The following is a 17,020-nucleotide window of genomic DNA, read 5'->3' as shown; positions in this document are numbered from 1 at the left end:
CTCTACGGACGAACGGTGCCTCTTTTCAAGGCGTGGGGCGTCCGCTCGCAACAATTCTACCGGGAAACGACGTTAAAGCCGTGTGCGGACCTGCCACAACTCCGGAAAGAGCACGGTCTGCAGCATTTTCTGCAGATAGGACGTGCCGCCGGTGCCCCCGGTACCGCGCTTCAGTCCGATGACCCGCTCGACGGTGGTGACGTGATTGAAGCGCCAGCGCCGGAAGTAGTCCTCGAAATCGGTCAGCTTCTCGGCGAGCTCGTAGAGGGTCCAGTGTCGTTCGGGGTCGCCGTAGACGACGGTCCACGCGGCCAGCACCGCTTCCGACTCGGCTCGGGTCTCGCGCCATTCGGTGCGGGCGGCGTCCCCGCCGATGTCGAACCCGCTGCGATGGAGAAGAAGAAGCGTCTCGTCGTAGAGGCTGGGGCGCGCCAGGATCGCCTCGAGCTCGGCCATCAGGTCCGGGCGGTGCTGGTGGGGACCGAGCATCGCGAGATTGCGGTTTCCCACCAGATACTCGATCGCCCGGTACTGGTGCGACTGAAAGCCGGAGGATTGGCCGAGCGAGCCCCGGAACTCGGTGTACTCGCTGGGCGTCATCGTGCGCAGCACGTCCCAGGCGCTGTTGAGCTGCTCGAAGATGCGCGAGACGCGCGTCAGCATCTTGAAGGCCTGCGAGGGCTGGTCGGCGGCGATCCGCTCCATCGCGGCACGAAGCTCGTGGATGGCGAGCTTCATCCAGAGCTCCGACGTCTGGTGCTGGACGATGAAGAGGAGCTCGTCATGCGCCTCCGACAAGGGCTGCTGCGCGGCGAGCACCCGGTCGAGCCTCAGATAGTCGCCGTAGGACATGCGCCCGGCGAACGACATCTGCGCCCCGTCATGGGGTTTGGTCTCGTCCGTCGCGCTCATGTGACGGCTGCCTTGCGATGGTGCTCCGGGCGGTCCCACAGGCCCTCGTTCACCACCTTCGCGATCGTGGCGGCGGCGGCGCGCACGTCGTCCTCGCCGATGTAGAGAGGCGTGAAGCCGAAGCGCATGATGTCCGGCGCGCGGAAGTCGCCGACGACGCCGTGCGCGATGACGGCCTGCATCGCCGCATAGCCGTGAGGGAAGCGGAACGAGACCTGGCTGCCGCGGCGCGCGGGGTCGCGCGGAGAGGCGAGGACGAGGCTCGGGCAGGCGGCTTCGACCTCCCGGATGAACAGCTCGGACAGCCGGATCGAGGCCGCGCGGATCTCGCAAATGGAGACGCCGTCGAAGGCGTCGAGCGCCGCGTCGAGAGCGGCGAGCGCCAGGATCGGCGGCGTGCCGACGCGCATGCGCTCGATGCCCGTGCCGGGCCGGTAGTCGAGGTCGAAGGCGAAGGGCGCTTCATGCCCCATCCAGCCCGAAAGGATGGGCTGCAGCGTCTCGATATGGCGCGGCGCCACATAGACGAAGGCCGGCGCACCGGGCCCGCCGTTCAGATATTTGTAGGCGCAGCCGACGGCGAAATCGGCGTTCGCGCCCGTCAGATCGACGGGGAGCGCACCGGCCGAATGGGCGAGGTCCCAGACCGTCAGCGCGCCGACGGCATGGGCGCGCCGGGTGATGTCGGCCATGTCGTGGAGTCGCCCGGTGCGGTAGTCCACCTCGGTCAGCATGACGACGGCCACGCTCTCGTCGATGGCGTCCGCAACCTCCTCCGGCGACACGATCCTCAGCTCGTGGCCGCGCCCGAGCGAGGTCAGAAGTCCTTGAGCGATATAGAGATCGGTCGGGAAGTTGCCGTTGTCCGAGAGAACGACCCGCCGGTCCGGATTGGCCGAAAGCGCGGCGGCGAGCGCCTGATGGACCTTGATGGTGAGCGTGTCGCCCATCATCACCGTGCCTTCGGCGGCCCCGATCAGCCGGGCGACGCGGTCGCCGACGCGGCGCGGCATCTGCATCCAGCCCGCCTCGTTCCACCCTCGAATGAGAAGCGTACCCCACTCCTCGTCGAGAACGGTCCGCACGCGCTCGCGCGCCGCGACGGGAAGCGGGCCCAGCGAGTTGCCGTCGAGATAGACGATACCGTCCGGCAGGTCGAAAAGGTTGCGTCTGGCGGCGAGGTCGGTCACAGGCCCGAACCTCTTTGCCATGGCCCGCGCCTCGGCCCGCTGGCTCGACGAAGAATGAGCGTCGGCATCATGACGGGGTCTCCTGATCGGAAGGGAGCACCGCCGGGCAACCACCGCAAGCGGGCATCGACAGCGGATAGTTTACGTATAAAGTAAGTGGGCGCAAGGCTTCCGACCCGGCGCCTGCCCCTGGTTCGCGGCTCGTCCGTCCGCCTCGATCCGGCCGCGGCACGGGAGCGTGCGGGCGGGGCGGAGCCATCGTTCGGAGCGGACGGGAGAGACGAGACAGACATGTTCCATCGCGTGACCGACTGGACCGACGCTTATACCAACGGTGCCCATATTCCCGAGGGCTCGCGCTGGCCGGGTGCCTGGGAAGCGCCGGCGGCGGCGTTTCGCGAACGCCTGTCGTCCGATAGGCGCGCGGAACTCGGCCTTTCCTACGGTGCGGGCGGGCGCAACAGCCTCGATCTGTTCCTCCCGGACGGCCCGGAGGAGCCGAAGGGGCTCGTCGTCTTCGTCCACGGCGGCTACTGGGTGGCTCTCGACCGGTCCTACTGGTCGCAATTTGCGGCAGGGCCCCTCGCGCACGGCCACGCCGTGGCGATCCCGTCCTATACGCTGTGCCCGGACATCCGCATCGCCGACATCAAGTTCGAGATCGCGGCCGCCGTGGCCTTGGCCGCGTCTCGCGTGCGGGGGCCGATCCGGCTCGTCGGGCATTCGGCCGGCGGGCATCTCGTCACGCGGCTCGTCTGTTCCGACACGCCGCTCGCGCCGGACATCAGGTCGCGGATCGCCCATGTCCTGTCGCTCTCCGGCCTCCACGACCTGCGTCCGCTTCTGAAGATCGAAACCAATGCGAAGCTCCGGCTGGACGAGGCGGAAGCGACCGTCGAGAGCCCCGCGCTCCTGAGGCCGATCGACGGGGTGCGCCTTACATGCTGGGTGGGCGGCGCGGAACGGGCCGAGTTCCGCCGGCAGAACGCGCTCCTCTCCAACATCTGGACGGGCCTCGGCGCATCGACCCGTTGCGTCGAGGAGCCGGACCGGCATCATTTCGACGTCCTCGACGGTCTGGCCGATCCGAACCATTCGCTGACGAAGACACTTCTGGAAGGGTAGGCGGAATGGCGCTTCCTCTCACGCCCCGTTTGGAAGCTCGATCCGCCAAGGCTCGCCGAAGGTGAATTCGACGAGATTGTTGCCCGGCCCCGCGCGGTCGGCGACGAGGAAATCCTGCGGCTCGCCGATCGGGGTCAGCACGCCGTGCCAAATGCCGCGCCAATAGTTCACGCCCTGGCCGGGAGCGGTGATGAAGGCTTGCGGCCGTCCCGGCAGCCCGTTCTCGTCCGGGCAGACGACGACGAGGAATGGCTTTCCCCCAAGCGGCATGAAGGCCTGGCTGCCGAGCGGATGGTGCTCGACGAGCGTCAGTTCGAGCGGGAAGGGGTAGGGCCGGCCCCGGAAGATCGACAGGATCGCGCTTGCGCCGTCCCCGGCCGTCTCTACGGTCGCCAGCGCATGATGGCGCTCGCACATCCCGCCGTTGATCGGGAAGTGCTGCGTCCCTTCGGTGTCGAGAACCTCTCCGAACGGGGCGAAGGCCTCGCGGGTCAGAGGGCGCGCCAGGATCGTCCGGCTCACCGCGCGCCTCGCGGCCGCAGCGCCATATGCCGGTTCACGTCCTTGTAGAGAAGGTAGCGGAACGGGCCGGGTCCCCCGGCGTAGCAGGCCTGCGGGCAGAAGGCGCGCAGCCACATGTAGTCGCCCGCCTCGACCTCCACCCAGTCCTGGTTCAGGTGGTAGACGGCCTTGCCCTCCAGGACGTAGAGCCCGTGCTCCATCACATGGGTCTCGGCGAAGGGGATCACCGCGCCCGGCTGCAGCGTGACGATCGTCACGTGCATGTCGTGGCGCAGATCGGCGGGATCGACGAAGCGGGTCGTCGCCCAGGCGCCGTCCGTTCCCGGCATCGGATTCGGCTCGATGTCGGCCTCGTCGAGGAAGAGCGGCGGCGGCGTCTCCAGCCCATCGACGCGCTCGTAGGCCTTGCGGATCCAGTGGAAGCGCGCGGCCGTCCCGCCCCGGTTGGTCAGCCGCCAACCGCAGGACGGCGGCAGATAGGCGTAGCCGCCGCGCTTCAGCACGTGCTCCTCGGCGCCGAGCATGACCGTCGCCTCGCCGTCCACCACGAAGAGCACGCCTTCGGCCTCGGGGTCGCTCTCGGGCCGCTCGGAGCCCCCGCCGGGCTGCACCTCCATGATGTATTGCGAGAAGGTCTCGGCGAAGCCCGACAGCGGCCGCGACAGGACCCAGAGCCGCGTGCCCTCCCAATGCGGCAGGAAGCTCGTCACGATGTCGCTCATCGTGCCGCGCGGGATCACCGCATAGGCTTGCGTGAACACCGCGCGGTCGGTGAGGAGCTGGGTCTGGGGCGGCAGCCCGCCGGCGGGCGCGTAGTAGGAGCGGGGCGGCTGGGCGGGCTTCATCGGGGCAGGATCTCCTGGAGCCGCAGGGCGGCGATGCGTTCGACCTGGGCGCAGGCCGTCCGGAACTCGGCCTCCGCATCGTTGGCGAGCCGGGCTTCGAAGGCGGCGAGGATGCCGGCCTTGTCGTGGTCGCGCACGGCGATGATGAAGGGGAAGCCGAAGCGCGCGACATAGGCCTCGTTCAGCCGCGTGAAGGTCGCGCGCTCCTCGTCGGTGAGGAGATCGAGACCTGCGGAGGCCTGTTCGTCGGTCGATTCGGGCGTCAGGCGGCCGGCCCGCGCGAGCTTGCCGGCAAGATCCGGGTGGGCCCGCAGGACATCCAGACGCTCCTCGTGGCTCGCGGAGCGGAACATGCGCGCCAGCGCGCTGTGGAGCCCGCCGGCACTGTCGTGCGCCGGGCCGAGCTCCAGCTCGAAGGCGCGTTCAGCGATGAAGGGCGAATGCTCGAAGATCGAGCCGAAGCGGTTCACGAACGCCGCGCGATCCATCCGCGAAGGACGGAGCGCGGGCGGGGCATAGGGATGGGTTCGCGCCCAGTGCTCGGCGATGTCGATCCGCCGCGCGATCCAGACGTCGGCATGGCCCCGGACATAATCCACGAAACGCTTGAGGGCGGCAAAGCGTCCCGGCCGGCCGATCAGGCGGCAGTGGAGGCCGATCGACATCATGGACGGGCGGCCGGAAGCACCTTCGGCATAATGGGTGTCGAAGGCGTCCTTCAGATAGGCGAAGAACTGCTCGCCGGTGTTGAAGCCCTGCGCGGTGGCGAAACGCATGTCGTTGGCGTCGAGCGTATAGGGGATGACGAGCTGCGGTTCGCTCGGCTGCCCATGGCCGTCATGGTCGAGCCAGTAGGGCAGGTCGTCGTCATAGGTGTCGGAGATCCAGTCGAACCCCTCGCGAGCGGCGAGACGCACGGAGTTCGCCGAGGTGCGGCCGAGATAGAGCCCGCGCGGCCGTTCGCCGACGACTTCGGTGTGCAGGCGGATCGCTTCCAGAAGGTCGGCGCGCTCATCCGCCTCGGAATGGTCGCGATAGTCGATCCAGCGCAGGCCGTGCGAGGCGATCTCCCAATCCGCATCGCGCATGGCGGCGACCTGGTCGGGCGAGCGGGCCAGCGCCTGCGCGACGCCGTAGACCGTCACCGGAACGTTCGTCTCGGTGAAGAGCCGGTGCAGGCGCCAGAAGCCGGCGCGCGCGCCGTACTCGTAGATCGACTCCATGTTCCAGTGGCGCTTGCCCGGCCAGGGCTGCGCACCGACGATCTCGGACAGGAAGGCCTCGGAGGCCGCATCGCCGTGGAGGATGCAGTTCTCCGCGCCTTCCTCGTAATTGACGACGAAGGAGACCGCGACGCGGGCGCCGTTCGGCCACCGGGCGTCCGGCGGATGGGCGCCATAGCCTCGCATGTCGCGCCAGTATCGCCGAGGCTCCGTCATCCCGCTCTCCATCTCGTCCGTCCGGTTCCGTGCATTCGCCGGAAGGCGAATCGCGCCCATCATCCTAGAGCGCCGTGCGTCCGATGGGACGCACAAAGGTCGCCCAGATCTCCTTGAATCTGCGCATCAGACTATCGGAAAATCGGCTCCGATTCTCCGGCCGACGCTGTGGCGCGACGAAACGCGAATGGGCGGGCCTTCGGCATGGAGTCCGCGAGCAGGCCCGTGCCTCGACGAGGACGGGGAGCGCATATCAGAGACGGTCGAGCGCGACGTCTCCCTTGGCCATGACGAGCTTCAGGCTCGTTTCAGGCTTCGACAGGATGCGGATGTCGTCGAGCGGGTTTCCGTCGACGACGATGAGGTCGGCCCGGTAACCCTCCGCGATCCGTCCGATCTCGTCTTCCAGACGCATCAGCTTCGCGCCGTTCACGGTCGCCGCGCGGATCAGATCGGCCGCCGGCACCACGTCGGCTCGCAGCGCGAACTCGCTCGACTGGCGCCGGTGCATGGCGCCGAGGAGGTCGGTGCCGTAGGCCATCGGGACGCCGGCGCGGTAGGCCATCTCCACCGCGTTGATGCCAGCGTAGAGAACGTCGTCGATCTTCGCCGCCAGCTCGGCCGGCAGTCCTGCCTCGACGCCCTCCTCTTTCAGCGCGTGATAGGTCGCCAGCGTCGGCACCAGGAAGGCGTCGCGCGACTTGATGAGGTCGATCGCCTCCTGGTCCGCCAGATTGCCGTGTTCGACGGAGCGTACGCCGAGCTCCACCGCGCGCTTGATCGCGCGCGGCGTATAGGCGTGAACGACGACGTAGAGGTTCGCCATCTCGGCTTCCTCGACGGCCGCCGCGATCTCCTCGCGCGAGAACTGGTCGGACGAGATGCGGTCGGTCGGCGAGGAGATGCCGCCATTGCCCATGATCTTGATGTGATGGGCGCCGCGCCGGATCTCCTCGCGAACGCGCCGCCGAAGCTCCGGGACCCCGTCGACGATCGCGCCGAGGCCGGGCTGATTGTAGGAATCGTCATGGCGGTCGACGCCCGCCGGTCGCACGTCGCCGTGCCCGCCGGTCGGCGAGATCGCCTTGCCGCCGTAGATGAGGCGCGGGCCCCGGATCAGGCCTTCCTCCACGGCTCGGGCGAGACCGAACTCGGCGCCGCCGACGTCGCGCACGGTGGTGAAGCCCCGGTCGAGCATGCCGCCCATGATCGAGGCGGCGGCCGCCGCGACGTAGAAGGGCGACGATCGCTGCAATTCGGTGAAGTTCGCCGAGAAGGCGGTGACGTGCACGTGGCTGTCGACGAGGCCCGGCATCAGCGTGCGGCCGCGGCAGTCGATGCGGCGCGCCCCGCCCGACGGGGCCGGATTGTCGCGGATTTCTCGGATGCGGCCGCCTTCGACGACGACGTGACGCTCGCCGAGCATCGCGCCGGCCTCCGCGTCGAGGAGGTTCGCGTTCTCGAAAACGGTGATCGTCATGGCTGTGGTTCCGGGAATGGCTGTCGTGAGGGTCAGGCGCGGGCGAGGAGGAAGGCCGGCACCAGAGCGGGCGTGATCCGCTCCAGGCCGGCGAGATCCGCCTCGGTGTAGGCGCCCGCCGGGCCGAGCACGGAGACCGCGCCCAGCACCTGACCGTTGAAGATGACGGGCGTGTTCAGGCAGCTCTCGCAGCCGAGCGACAGGATGAGGTCGCGGTCGGGGAAGGCCCACCGGATGTCGTCGGCATGGCGGCCGAACCAGCTTTGACCGCCCTTGAGGACATGGGAGCCCCACTCGGTCGGCCCCATCGCCTTGCGCGCGCTCGTCGGGTACTCGGCCGGCCGTGAGGAATGGATGCGCTGCACGTCGTCCGTCTCCGGCGACCATGCCAGCAGCGTGAAGAGGCGATGGCCGACGCTCTCCCGGCAGATGCGCTCGAAATGCGCGTAGAGCCGCATCGGCTGTCCCGGCCCGGCCCATTCGGACAAGAGCTCGGTGAGCGCGCCCGGCACGTCGAAGCGGCCGTAGGAAGGCAGTTTGGGCATGCAGCTCATCCGTAGAGGGCGCGGGGCAGCCAGAGGGCGATGTCCGGGAAGATCGCCAGGAGGACCACGGCGAGCGCCATGAGGAGGAAGAAGGGGAGGGAGGCGAGGGCGACGCGGCCGATCGGGTGGCCGGTCAGGCCCTGGATGACGAAGAGGTTGAAGCCGACCGGCGGGGTGATCTGGCCCATCTCGACCATGATCACGAGATAGATGCCGAACCAGATCGGATCGAAACCGGCCGCCGTCGCGAGCGGGAAGGTGATCGGCAGCGTCATGACGATCACCGACACGCCGTCGAGGAACAGTCCCAGGACGATGTAGAAGCAGGACAGGAGCAGCAGGAGGCCGAACGGGCCGAGATTGAGCGCCTCGATGGCGCGCGCGACGTTGGCCGGCATGTGCAGATATCCCATCGCCGTGGACAGGACCGCCGCCGCGACAAGGATGATGCAGACCATGCAGCTGGTGCGGATGGACCCGAGCAGGGTGTCCACCAGGAGCTTGACGCTCATCTGCCGCATCGCGGCCGCGATGGCGATGGCCGCCGCCACGCCCACCGCCGCCGCTTCCGATGGCGTCGCGATGCCGGTGTAAATCGAACCCAGGACGATGAACATCAGGACGAAGATCGGCGCGAGATCGAGGAGCGCGCGACCGTAGTCGGAGGCGCGATAGCGCACCTCGTCCGCAGGCGCGATCTCCGGGCGGATCAGCGCGCAGAGCGCGATGTAGCCCGAATAGAGCGCCGCGATCAGAAGGCCGGGCAGGACGCCAGCGGCGAAGAGGCGGCTGACCGAGACCTCGGCCAGGATGCCGTAGACGATCATGACGATCGAGGGCGGGATAAGGAGCCCGAGGCTGCCCGCGCCGGCGAGCGAGCCGAGGGACAGGGACCGGTTGTAGCCGCGCGCATCGAGCTCGGCCAGGGTGATCTTGCCCACCGTCGCGGCGGTCGCCGCCGACGAACCGCTGACCGCCGCGAAGAGCGTGCAGCCGAGGATGTTGGTGTGCAGGAGACGACCCGGAATGCGGGAGGCGAACGGCGCCAGACCCCGGAACAGGCGGTCGGAGATGTCGGTCCGGAAGATGATTTCGCCCATCCAGATGAACATCGGGATGGCCGCGAGCTCCCAGGTCGAGGCGTAGCGGACGACGATGCTGGCCGCGATGGTTCCGATCCGCTGGGGGTCCATCCCGAGCACGAGGAAGATCGAGGTGCCCGCGACGAGGAGAAGGCCCGCGAAGACCCAGACGCCGAGGCCGAGAAAGAGGAAGATCAGGGCGAGGACGACCCCGGCGGAAAACAAGGCTTCCATGAAGGGTAGACCTTTACGCGAGGGGCGAGGGCGGAGGGGCGGACGGTCCGCAATGCGCGGCGGCATCCACGGGGTCCAGGACGACCGGCGGCGGGCCGCCCGCGATCTGGCGCAGGAGGTAGGCGACAAGCTGGAGCGCGAAGACGCACAGGCCGAGCAGGATCGCGCCCTCGGGAATCCACAGCGGAACCTGGGCGATGGAACTCGACGTCGAGCCCCGGACCCAGTGTCGGGCGACACGCAGCCAGATGAACCAGGTCAGGACCAGAACGACCGCGAGGGTCAGGCTGGCGCACAGCGCTTCCATGGCGCGTCGCGCGTTCGGCGAAAGGCGTGACAGGAGGATGTTGACGCGGATCAGGCTGCCGTTCTCCAACGCATGCCCGAGCGCCAGGAAGGTTGCCGCCGCCACGCCGTAGCCGACGAATTCGTCGAGCACGAAGGTCGAGGACGAAAAGACCGTGCGCAGGACGATCTCGTAGAGGATGTGCCCCACCATGGCGATCAGCACGAAGCAGGCCAGGCCCGCCGCAGCCGTCGATATCCCGTAGATCACGCGCTGAAGCGTCTGCATCGGCTCTGGTCCGGTCTGGAGGGGGACGGCCGCTCGCACGCGGCCGTCCGGACGGTCGGCCTCAGCGGGCTCGCTTCGCCTCGTAGGCCTCGAGGATCGCCGCGCCCTCGGGTTCGCTGCGGGTCCATTCCTCGATCGCGGGCTGCGCGGCCTCGCTCAGCGCCTGGACGTAGTCCGGGGAGATGTCGGTGGCGATCGTCATGCCGTTCTCCTCCATCTGCGCGTAGTTCTCCTGCACGCGGTTGGCCAGAAGGCCCCAGCCGAACGCCTCGGCCTCGGCTGCGGCGGAGCGGACGGCCGCCTGCTGTTCCTCGCTCAGACCTTCGAACACGTCGCGGTTGATGTGCACGACCTGGAGGGGGCTCGCATAGTTCACTTCGGTGAAGTGCGACTGGAGCTCCCAGAGCTGCGCGGCCGCGCCGCCGTCCGCCGAGGTCAGGACGCCGTCGATGCCGCCGGTCGTCAGCTGGGGAACCGTGTCGGCCCAGGACAGCTGGATGGGGGCGGCGCCGGCCTCGCGGAGCGTGACGGTGCCGTTCGCGTCGTAGGTGCGGATGCGGACGTTGGCGAGCGCTTCCATCGAATCCAGCGGCTTGTTGCCCCAAAGGCCGCTCGGCGGCCAGGGCGTGGCGAAGAGGAAGACCTGATTGGCGTCCTCCAGGACCTGTTCGTAATAGGGCTTGGAGACCTCGTAGAGCGCCCAGTTGTCCTCCGGCGTCGGGGCGAGGAAGGGCAGGGAGGAGACGAGGAAGATCGGGTTGATGCCCGACCAGGGACCCATGAAGGAGGAGGCGAGCTCGACCGCTCCGTCGCCGACCGCGTCGAAATGATCGGCCGACTTGTAGCCGAGCGAGGCGCCGTGATGGGCGGTGATCTCGATCTCGCCGTTCGTCGCGGCCGACAGCGCCTCGATGAACTTCTCCGCGGACTGCGCGTGGACCGAGCTCGGGGGTACTCGTTCACGAGGTCCCAGCGTTCCTGCGCGAACGCACCCTGGGCACCGAAGCCGACGCTCATAGCGAACGTGGCCGACAGCATGGTCTTCAGCATGGGTAAGCCTTCCCGTTGATCTGTCACGACTGCATGCGAAGCTTGGTCGCCGGCCTTTCAGCGGGACGCGGCGGCATAGTGGAGCGCGAGATACGCCTCGGTGAACTTCTCGGAGCGGCGGTCGGCCTCCACGGCGTCGGCATCGCGTTCGGAGGCCGGGCCGTAGCCGCCGCTTCCGGGGGTTTCGACGATGATACGCGCGTCGGCGGGAACGTCCACACCCGACGGCTTCACGTCGAGCGTCCGCGCACCCTCCGGTCCTTCCAGTACGTACCGGCCCGGCCGTCCCGCTCCGCCACCGAAGACGCCCCAGGGCGCGTTGCGGAACCGCTCGCCGGCGCCGTTGAAGAGGCATTCGTGCCCGACGGGCTGGATGACGCGCCGCAGCCCGCCGCCGCCCCGGTACTTTCCGGGACCGCCCGAATCCTCGATGAAGCCGTAGGAGACGACGCGCAGCGGATATTCGGTCTCGATCGCCTCGATCGGCAGGTTGGACGTGTTGGTGATGTGGACCTGCACCCCGTCCTTGCCGTCGCGGTCCGCCCGGCCGCCGAACCCGCCGCCCAGCGTCTCGAAATAGAGGTAGTCCCGGCCGTTGCGGGGGTCGCGCCCGGAAAAGACGGCGGTGGTGTTCGCCCCGTTGGAGGCGCCCACGACCCGCTCGGGAACGGCTGCGGCGAGCGCGCCGATGATGATGTCGATGAGGCGCTGCGAGGTGTGGGCGCGCGCCGCGACCGGGGCCGGGGCGACGCAGTGGACGATCGAGCCCTCTTCGGCGACGATCTCGCAGCAGTCGAGGATGCCCTGATTGTTGGCGATCTCGGGATCGAGAAGGGCGCGCAGGGCGTAGGCGACCGCGGCCTGCGTGGCATTGATCGGCACGTTGACATTGCCGCGCACCTGCGGCGAGGAGCCGCGCCAGTCGAAGACGGCGCGATCGCCGGTGACGGTGACGGCGAGGCGGATGGGGATGTCGACGGTTCCCAGCCCGTCGTCGTCGAGGACGTCCTCGAAGCGATAGGTTCCGTCGGGAACCTCCGCGATCGCCGCACGCATCCGGTCGTGCGTGCGGGCGACCAGCTGGTCGAAGACCTCGCGGATTGTCGGCAGGCCGTAGCGCTCTCCGATCTCCCCGATCCGGCGCACGCCGAGCCGGCAGGCCGCGATCTGCGCGAAATGGTCGCCGCGCCGCTCGTCCGGGATGCGGGCGTTGAGGAGGAACAGGTCCATCAGGTCCTGCTGCAGTTCGCCGCGCCGGAAAAGCTTCACCAGCGGAATCCGCAGGCCTTCCTGGTAGATTTCCGACATGCCGCCCGCCATCGAGCCCGGCGCCATGCCGCCGATGTCGGCGTGGTGGGCGATGTTGCAGACGAAGCCGAGAAGCTCGCCGCCGACGAAGACCGGGGCCGCATAGTTGATGTCCGGCAGATGGGTGCCGCCGGCCACGTGCGGGTCGTTGGCGACGAAGACGTCGCCCTCCTCGATCGTCTCCACCGGATGCTTGGAGAGGATCGTGTTCATGAGGCCGGTCATCGACGCGATGTGGATCGGCAGCGACATGTCGGCCTGTACGATGAGGCGCCCGTCGCGGTCGCAGATCGCGGTGGAGTGGTCGTGCCGCTCCTTGATGTTGGTGGAATAGGCGCTCTTCATCAGGGCGATGAAGGTCTCGTCCACGACGGAGCGGAAGGCGCTCGCGACGATCTCGACGGTGATCGGATCCAGGGCCGTTCTCATCGGGCGTCGCTCCCCCGGCGGATGACGATGTTCAGGGCCTCGTCCACCGTGGCGACGTCGCCGGGGAAGACGAGCGTGGTCGCGTCGAACTGGTCGATGACCGCCGGACCCTCGATCCGCGCGCCCGCGGCCAGCGTCCTCCGGTCGTAGACGGGCGTGTCGTGCGGCCCTTCGGCCTCGAACCAGACCGGCCGCCGGTCGCGGGGCTCGGGGGCGCTCGCGGCGGTCTCGGGGGCGGGCGGCAGGCCCGGCGAGGGCAGGCGGCCGAAGGCCGTCAGTCGCACGGCCACGACATCGACCGGATCGGTCGGATTGTGGAAGCCGTAGGCCTGATCGTGCGCCGCGAAGAACAGCTCGCGCAGGCGCCGAAGGTCCGGCAGTTCGTCCACCGCGACCTGAAGCTCGTAGTTCTGGCTGGCGTAGCGCATGTCGATGGCGATGCGTCGGGAGCGGTCCGCCTGCGCGACCGCCTCGCTCTCCCACCAGCGCGACGCCTCTTCGGAGAGTTCCGCGACGAGCCCTTCGAGAATGTCCTCCGCGTCCTCGGCGAGCCCGAAGCGCTGCGAACGCACGAAGCTTTCGGAGCGGTCGGCGACGAGCAGTCCCTGCGCGCACAGGATGCCGGGCGAGTAGGGCACCAGGATTTCCCGGATGCCGAGCGCCCGCGCACAGCCTTCCGCGTGCAGCGGTCCGGCACCGCCGAAGGGCATGAGCACGAAATCGCGCGGATCGTGGCCGCGTTCGACCGAGATGGCCCGGATGGCGCGCACCATGTTGGCCGAGACGATGTCGAGGATGCCGATGGCGGCGCGCTCGATGCCGAAGCCGAGCTTCTCGGCCAGAGCCCCGACGACCCGGCGGGACGCCTCGACGTCGAGCGACATGGCGCCGCCGAGCAGGCCGTGGGCCGAGAGGCGCCCGAGGACGACGTTGGCGTCCGTCACCGTCGGCTCGGTGCCGCCGCGCCCGTAGCAGGCCGGCCCCGGCACCGCGCCGGCGCTGACGGGGCCGACCTTGACCAGCCCGTCGCGGTCGAACCAGGCGATGGAGCCCCCGCCCGCGCCCACCGTGTTGATGTCCACCATCGGCATGCGGACCGGGAAGCCCGCGACGTCCCGGTCGAAGGCGAGATCGGTCTCGAACTCGCGGATCAGGGCGACGTCGGCGCTGGTGCCGCCCATGTCGAAGGTGATGACGTTGGGTCGGCCGGACTGGCGAGCGGCGTGGATCGCGCCCATCGCCCCCGCGGCCGGGCCCGACAGCGCCGTGCGGATCGGGAAGTCGCGGGCACGCTCGATCGACATCAGCCCGCCGTTCGACTGGTTGATCCCGACCTTGGCGGCCGGCGACGAGCGGTCGAGCGCGTCCTTCAGCGTCGTCATGTAGTGGGCGAAGGCGGGTTGGAGATAGGCGTTGAGGAGCGTCGTGGAGGTCCGCTCGTACTCCCGGAACTCCGGCTGGACGCCGGACGAGGTGGAGATCGCGAGGTCGGGAAGCGCGGCCGCGATGCGATCGCGCACCGCCTCCTCGTGCGAAGGGTTGAGATAGGCGAAGAGGAAGGCGATCGCGCAGGCCTGCGCCCCCGTCTCGCGCAGGCGCTCGATGACCGCATCGACGCTTTCCATGTCGAGCGGCTCGATCACCTCTCCGTCCGGTCCGATGCGCTCGGCGACCTCGAACCGCATCTCGCGCGGGGCGAGCGGCATGGGGTGGTCGGCCTTCAGATCGTAGAGCTTGGGGCGGACCTGACGGCCGATCTCAACGAGGTCCCGGAAGTTTCGGGTCGTCACCACCGCGACCTTGGCGCCGCGCCGCTGGATCAGGGCGTTGGTCGCGACGGTGGTGCCGTGCGCCAGCTGAACGACATCGGACAGCGAGATCCCGGCCTTCGCGGCCAGTTCGGACAGGCCGGACAGGATGGCTTCGGCGGGATTGTGCGGCGTGGAGGACGTCTTGTGCAGGACGACGGAGCCGCTGGCGCGGTCGAAGGCGTAGAGGTCGGTGAAGGTCCCGCCCACATCGACGCCGACGGACCAACGAGCGGTTTCTGCCCACATTTTGCGCCTGCCGATTTGATTTGCTCGATCGTATGCAGCTCGTATACGACTTGTCAACGAGCGCCTGCCCGGACAAGTGGAGCAGTGCTCGATCGACCGAAAGGAGGCGCGGATGGCCAGCGCAGCGGTGGAGCCGGGAAGCGAACGCGTCTACGCGACGCTGCGTCGGCAGATCCTGCGACTCGATCTCCGGCCGGGGGAGGACCTCGACGAAGGGGCGGTCTCCGGCCGCCTCGCCGTGTCGCGGACGCCCGTGCGCGAGGCCCTGATCCGACTGACCGCCGAAGGTCTCGTGACCTCCGTACGGGGGCGCGGAGCGCGGGTCGCGCCGCTCGACATCGGCGATCTGCGGGCCTTCTTCGAAGGACTGGACATCCTCCAGCGAAGCGTGACGCGGATGGCGGCCCACCGTCGCACCGCCGACGATCTGGAGCGGATCGAGGGTCATCTGATCGACTGCGAACGGGGTGCGTCCGCCCTCGACAGCGAGGCGGTCGCAGAGAAGAACTACGCCTTCCACGCCGCCATCGGCGAGGCGGCCCAGTCGAGCTTCCTTGCCAACGCCTATCGCCGCAGCCTCACCGAAGGCCTGCGCATCGGTTATGTCTGCTTCTCGGAACACAGCGGGGTCGACGAGCGGCTGACCACCCATCTCGGTTCGACCATGGACGACCATCGCAAGATGTTCGCCGCGATCGCGGCGCAGGATGCCGATGCTGCGGAAGAGGTGGCGGGCGCGCATGTCGACCTGTTCCGCAACCGCGTCGCGACCGTCGTCCTGTCCACCGAACTCGCGCGCCGCGTTTCGGTGGGCGAGCGGCCGCACCGACGCTGACCCCGCGGATCGGGTTGCCCGTCACCGCTTTCGAACGTCAAAGGAGCCCACGATGGGACCGACCGTCGAACCCGTACCCTCCACGCCCGAGCTTCCGACCCATGTGGACGTGGCGATCGTCGGCGGGGGCGTCATCGGCACGATGACCGCGCTGACGCTGGCTGAGCGCGGCGTCAGCGTCGCGGTGTTCGAGAAGGGGTCCGTCGCGGCCGAGCAGTCGAGCCGGAACTGGGGATGGTGCCGGCGGACCGGCCGGGACCTGCGCGAGCTGCCGCTGATCGTCGACAGCATGCGCCAGTGGGAGGAGATGGACCGCCGGACGGGCCGCGACACGGGCTTTCGTCGATGCGGGATCGCCTACGCCTCTCTGACGCAGGCCGATCTGGAACGGCACCAGGTCTGGGCCAGTCTTGCCCGCGACCACGAGATCGAAAGCCGGATCCTGACGCCGGGCGAGTTCTCGGACATGCTGCCGGGCTACTCGAGGACGGCGGCCGGGGCGCTCTTCACCGCCGATGACGGCCGCGCCGAGCCTCAGAAGGCGACGACGGCCATGGCGCTCGCGGCCCTCGATGCCGGGGCGACGATCCACCAGGGCGTGGCGGTGCGGGCGATCAGCCGCGCTGCGGGGCGTGTGGACGCGGTGGTGACCGAGAAAGGCCGCGTCGGCTGTCAGGTTGCGGTCGTGGCCGGAGGCGCCTGGTCGCGCCTGCTCTTGAAGGGTGTCGGCGTCGAGCTGCCGCAGTTGAAGGTGCGCTCGAACGTCCTTCGCACCAAGCCGACGAACTATCCGCTGACCGCCTCGGTCAGCGTGTCGCGCTTCGCGCTCCGCAAGCGGCAGGATGGCGGTCTGACGATCGCGACCTCCGCGTCGAGTCAGGTCGATCTGACGCCCGACGCGGTCCGATTCGCCCCGATGTTCCTGCCGGCGTTCCGAGTTCAGCATAGAAGCCTGAAGCTGCGCCTCAACCGCCGCTTCATCGAGGAGGCCGTCGAATGGCGGCCGGGTCAGGCGGATCGGGCTTCGATCTTCGAGGCGGTGCGGATTCTCGATCCGGAGCCGGACCGCGCGACGATCCGGCGGATGATGGAGGACGTGCGAGCCTCCGTTCCCGGGCTGCAGGACGTGGAGGTCGCGCAGAGCTGGGCCGGAATGATCGATACGACGCCCGACGCCATTCCCGTTCTTTCGGGGATCGACGGGGTGCCCGGACTCTATGTCGGAACGGGCTTCTCCGGCCATGGCTTCGGCATCGGACCCGGCGCCGGCCGTCTTCTGGCCGATCTGGCGACGGGCGCCAGCCCTTCGGTCGATCCGGCGCCCTTCCGCTTCTCCCGGTTCAGGGAGCCGGGCGGGATCAAGGCGCAGCACTGGCTCTGATTTTCGGACCGT

15 protein-coding genes are annotated in these 17,020 nt (G+C 68.9%); 3 read left to right on the top strand and 12 right to left on the bottom strand.

The window, feature by feature from the left end:
• Positions 1 to 72: 72 nt before the first annotated feature.
• Both kynA and kynU read right to left on the bottom strand, forming a co-directional pair.
• Positions 73 to 912 carry a tryptophan 2,3-dioxygenase gene (gene kynA, locus AC6R2M_RS12555; RefSeq protein WP_500482628.1) on the bottom strand — a complete coding sequence of 280 codons (840 nt, stop codon included), beginning with the start codon at positions 910 to 912 and terminating at the stop codon, positions 73 to 75.
• Positions 909 to 2,102 (bottom strand): kynureninase, encoded by a 1,194-nt coding sequence (gene kynU, locus AC6R2M_RS12550; RefSeq protein WP_500487585.1) that lies wholly within the window; start codon positions 2,100 to 2,102, stop codon positions 909 to 911. Before kynU ends, kynA begins: the two co-directional genes overlap by 4 nt.
• A 291-nt stretch (positions 2,103 to 2,393) precedes the next feature.
• Between kynU and AC6R2M_RS12545 the strand changes: the two genes are divergently transcribed.
• Positions 2,394 to 3,227: a hormone-sensitive lipase gene (locus tag AC6R2M_RS12545; RefSeq protein ID WP_500482626.1), complete on the top strand. Its 834-nt coding sequence runs from the start codon at positions 2,394 to 2,396 to the stop codon at positions 3,225 to 3,227.
• Positions 3,228 to 3,245: 18 nt separating this feature from the next.
• Here the strand turns inward: AC6R2M_RS12545 and AC6R2M_RS12540 are convergent, their stop codons facing one another.
• The 10 genes from AC6R2M_RS12540 to AC6R2M_RS12495 form a co-directional block, all read right to left on the bottom strand.
• Positions 3,246 to 3,749: an ureidoglycolate lyase gene (locus tag AC6R2M_RS12540; RefSeq protein WP_500482624.1), complete on the bottom strand. Its 504-nt coding sequence runs from the start codon at positions 3,747 to 3,749 to the stop codon at positions 3,246 to 3,248.
• Positions 3,746 to 4,594 (bottom strand): bifunctional allantoicase/(S)-ureidoglycine aminohydrolase, encoded by an 849-nt coding sequence (locus AC6R2M_RS12535; RefSeq protein ID WP_500482622.1) that lies wholly within the window; start codon positions 4,592 to 4,594, stop codon positions 3,746 to 3,748. Before AC6R2M_RS12535 ends, AC6R2M_RS12540 begins: the two co-directional genes overlap by 4 nt.
• Positions 4,591 to 6,033 carry an allantoinase PuuE gene (puuE, locus tag AC6R2M_RS12530; protein ID WP_500482620.1) on the bottom strand — a complete coding sequence of 481 codons (1,443 nt, stop codon included), beginning with the start codon at positions 6,031 to 6,033 and terminating at the stop codon, positions 4,591 to 4,593. The genes AC6R2M_RS12535 and puuE overlap by 4 nt, the downstream gene beginning before the upstream one ends.
• Positions 6,034 to 6,286: 253 nt before the next feature.
• Complete coding sequence (locus tag AC6R2M_RS12525; RefSeq protein WP_500482618.1) at positions 6,287 to 7,513, bottom strand: metal-dependent hydrolase family protein; 1,227 nt, start codon at positions 7,511 to 7,513, stop codon at positions 6,287 to 6,289.
• Between the two features lie 32 nt (positions 7,514 to 7,545).
• Positions 7,546 to 8,058, bottom strand: coding sequence for a GAF domain-containing protein (locus AC6R2M_RS12520; RefSeq protein ID WP_500482616.1), 513 nt, complete (start codon positions 8,056 to 8,058; stop codon positions 7,546 to 7,548).
• Positions 8,059 to 8,063: 5 nt separating this feature from the next.
• Positions 8,064 to 9,374, bottom strand: a complete 1,311-nt coding sequence (locus tag AC6R2M_RS12515; RefSeq protein ID WP_500482614.1) for a TRAP transporter large permease — start codon at positions 9,372 to 9,374, stop codon at positions 8,064 to 8,066.
• A gap of 13 nt (positions 9,375 to 9,387) precedes the next feature.
• Positions 9,388 to 9,948, bottom strand: a complete 561-nt coding sequence (locus AC6R2M_RS12510; RefSeq protein WP_500482612.1) for a TRAP transporter small permease subunit — start codon at positions 9,946 to 9,948, stop codon at positions 9,388 to 9,390.
• Between the two features lie 61 nt (positions 9,949 to 10,009).
• On the bottom strand, positions 10,010 to 10,921 hold the full coding sequence (locus tag AC6R2M_RS12505) for a TRAP transporter substrate-binding protein (RefSeq protein ID WP_500487584.1): 912 nt from the start codon (positions 10,919 to 10,921) through the stop codon (positions 10,010 to 10,012).
• 134 nt (positions 10,922 to 11,055) lie between these two features.
• Complete coding sequence (locus AC6R2M_RS12500; protein ID WP_500482610.1) at positions 11,056 to 12,735, bottom strand: hydantoinase B/oxoprolinase family protein; 1,680 nt, start codon at positions 12,733 to 12,735, stop codon at positions 11,056 to 11,058.
• Complete coding sequence (locus AC6R2M_RS12495; RefSeq protein ID WP_500482608.1) at positions 12,732 to 14,792, bottom strand: hydantoinase/oxoprolinase family protein; 2,061 nt, start codon at positions 14,790 to 14,792, stop codon at positions 12,732 to 12,734. The genes AC6R2M_RS12500 and AC6R2M_RS12495 overlap by 4 nt, the downstream gene beginning before the upstream one ends.
• Before the next feature lie 112 nt (positions 14,793 to 14,904).
• Between AC6R2M_RS12495 and AC6R2M_RS12490 the strand changes: the two genes are divergently transcribed.
• Together AC6R2M_RS12490 and AC6R2M_RS12485 are read left to right on the top strand one after the other, a co-directional pair.
• Positions 14,905 to 15,627 carry a GntR family transcriptional regulator gene (locus AC6R2M_RS12490; RefSeq protein ID WP_500482606.1) on the top strand — a complete coding sequence of 241 codons (723 nt, stop codon included), beginning with the start codon at positions 14,905 to 14,907 and terminating at the stop codon, positions 15,625 to 15,627.
• 52 nt (positions 15,628 to 15,679) lie between these two features.
• Positions 15,680 to 17,008, top strand: a complete 1,329-nt coding sequence (locus tag AC6R2M_RS12485) for an NAD(P)/FAD-dependent oxidoreductase (RefSeq protein WP_500482604.1) — start codon at positions 15,680 to 15,682, stop codon at positions 17,006 to 17,008.
• Positions 17,009 to 17,020: the final 12 nt, after the last annotated feature.

It is taken from the genome of Aureimonas sp. CAS (genome assembly GCF_059838215.1).
Note: the sequence above shows the minus strand (reverse complement) of the source record. Positions and strands in the feature narration are given on the sequence as shown.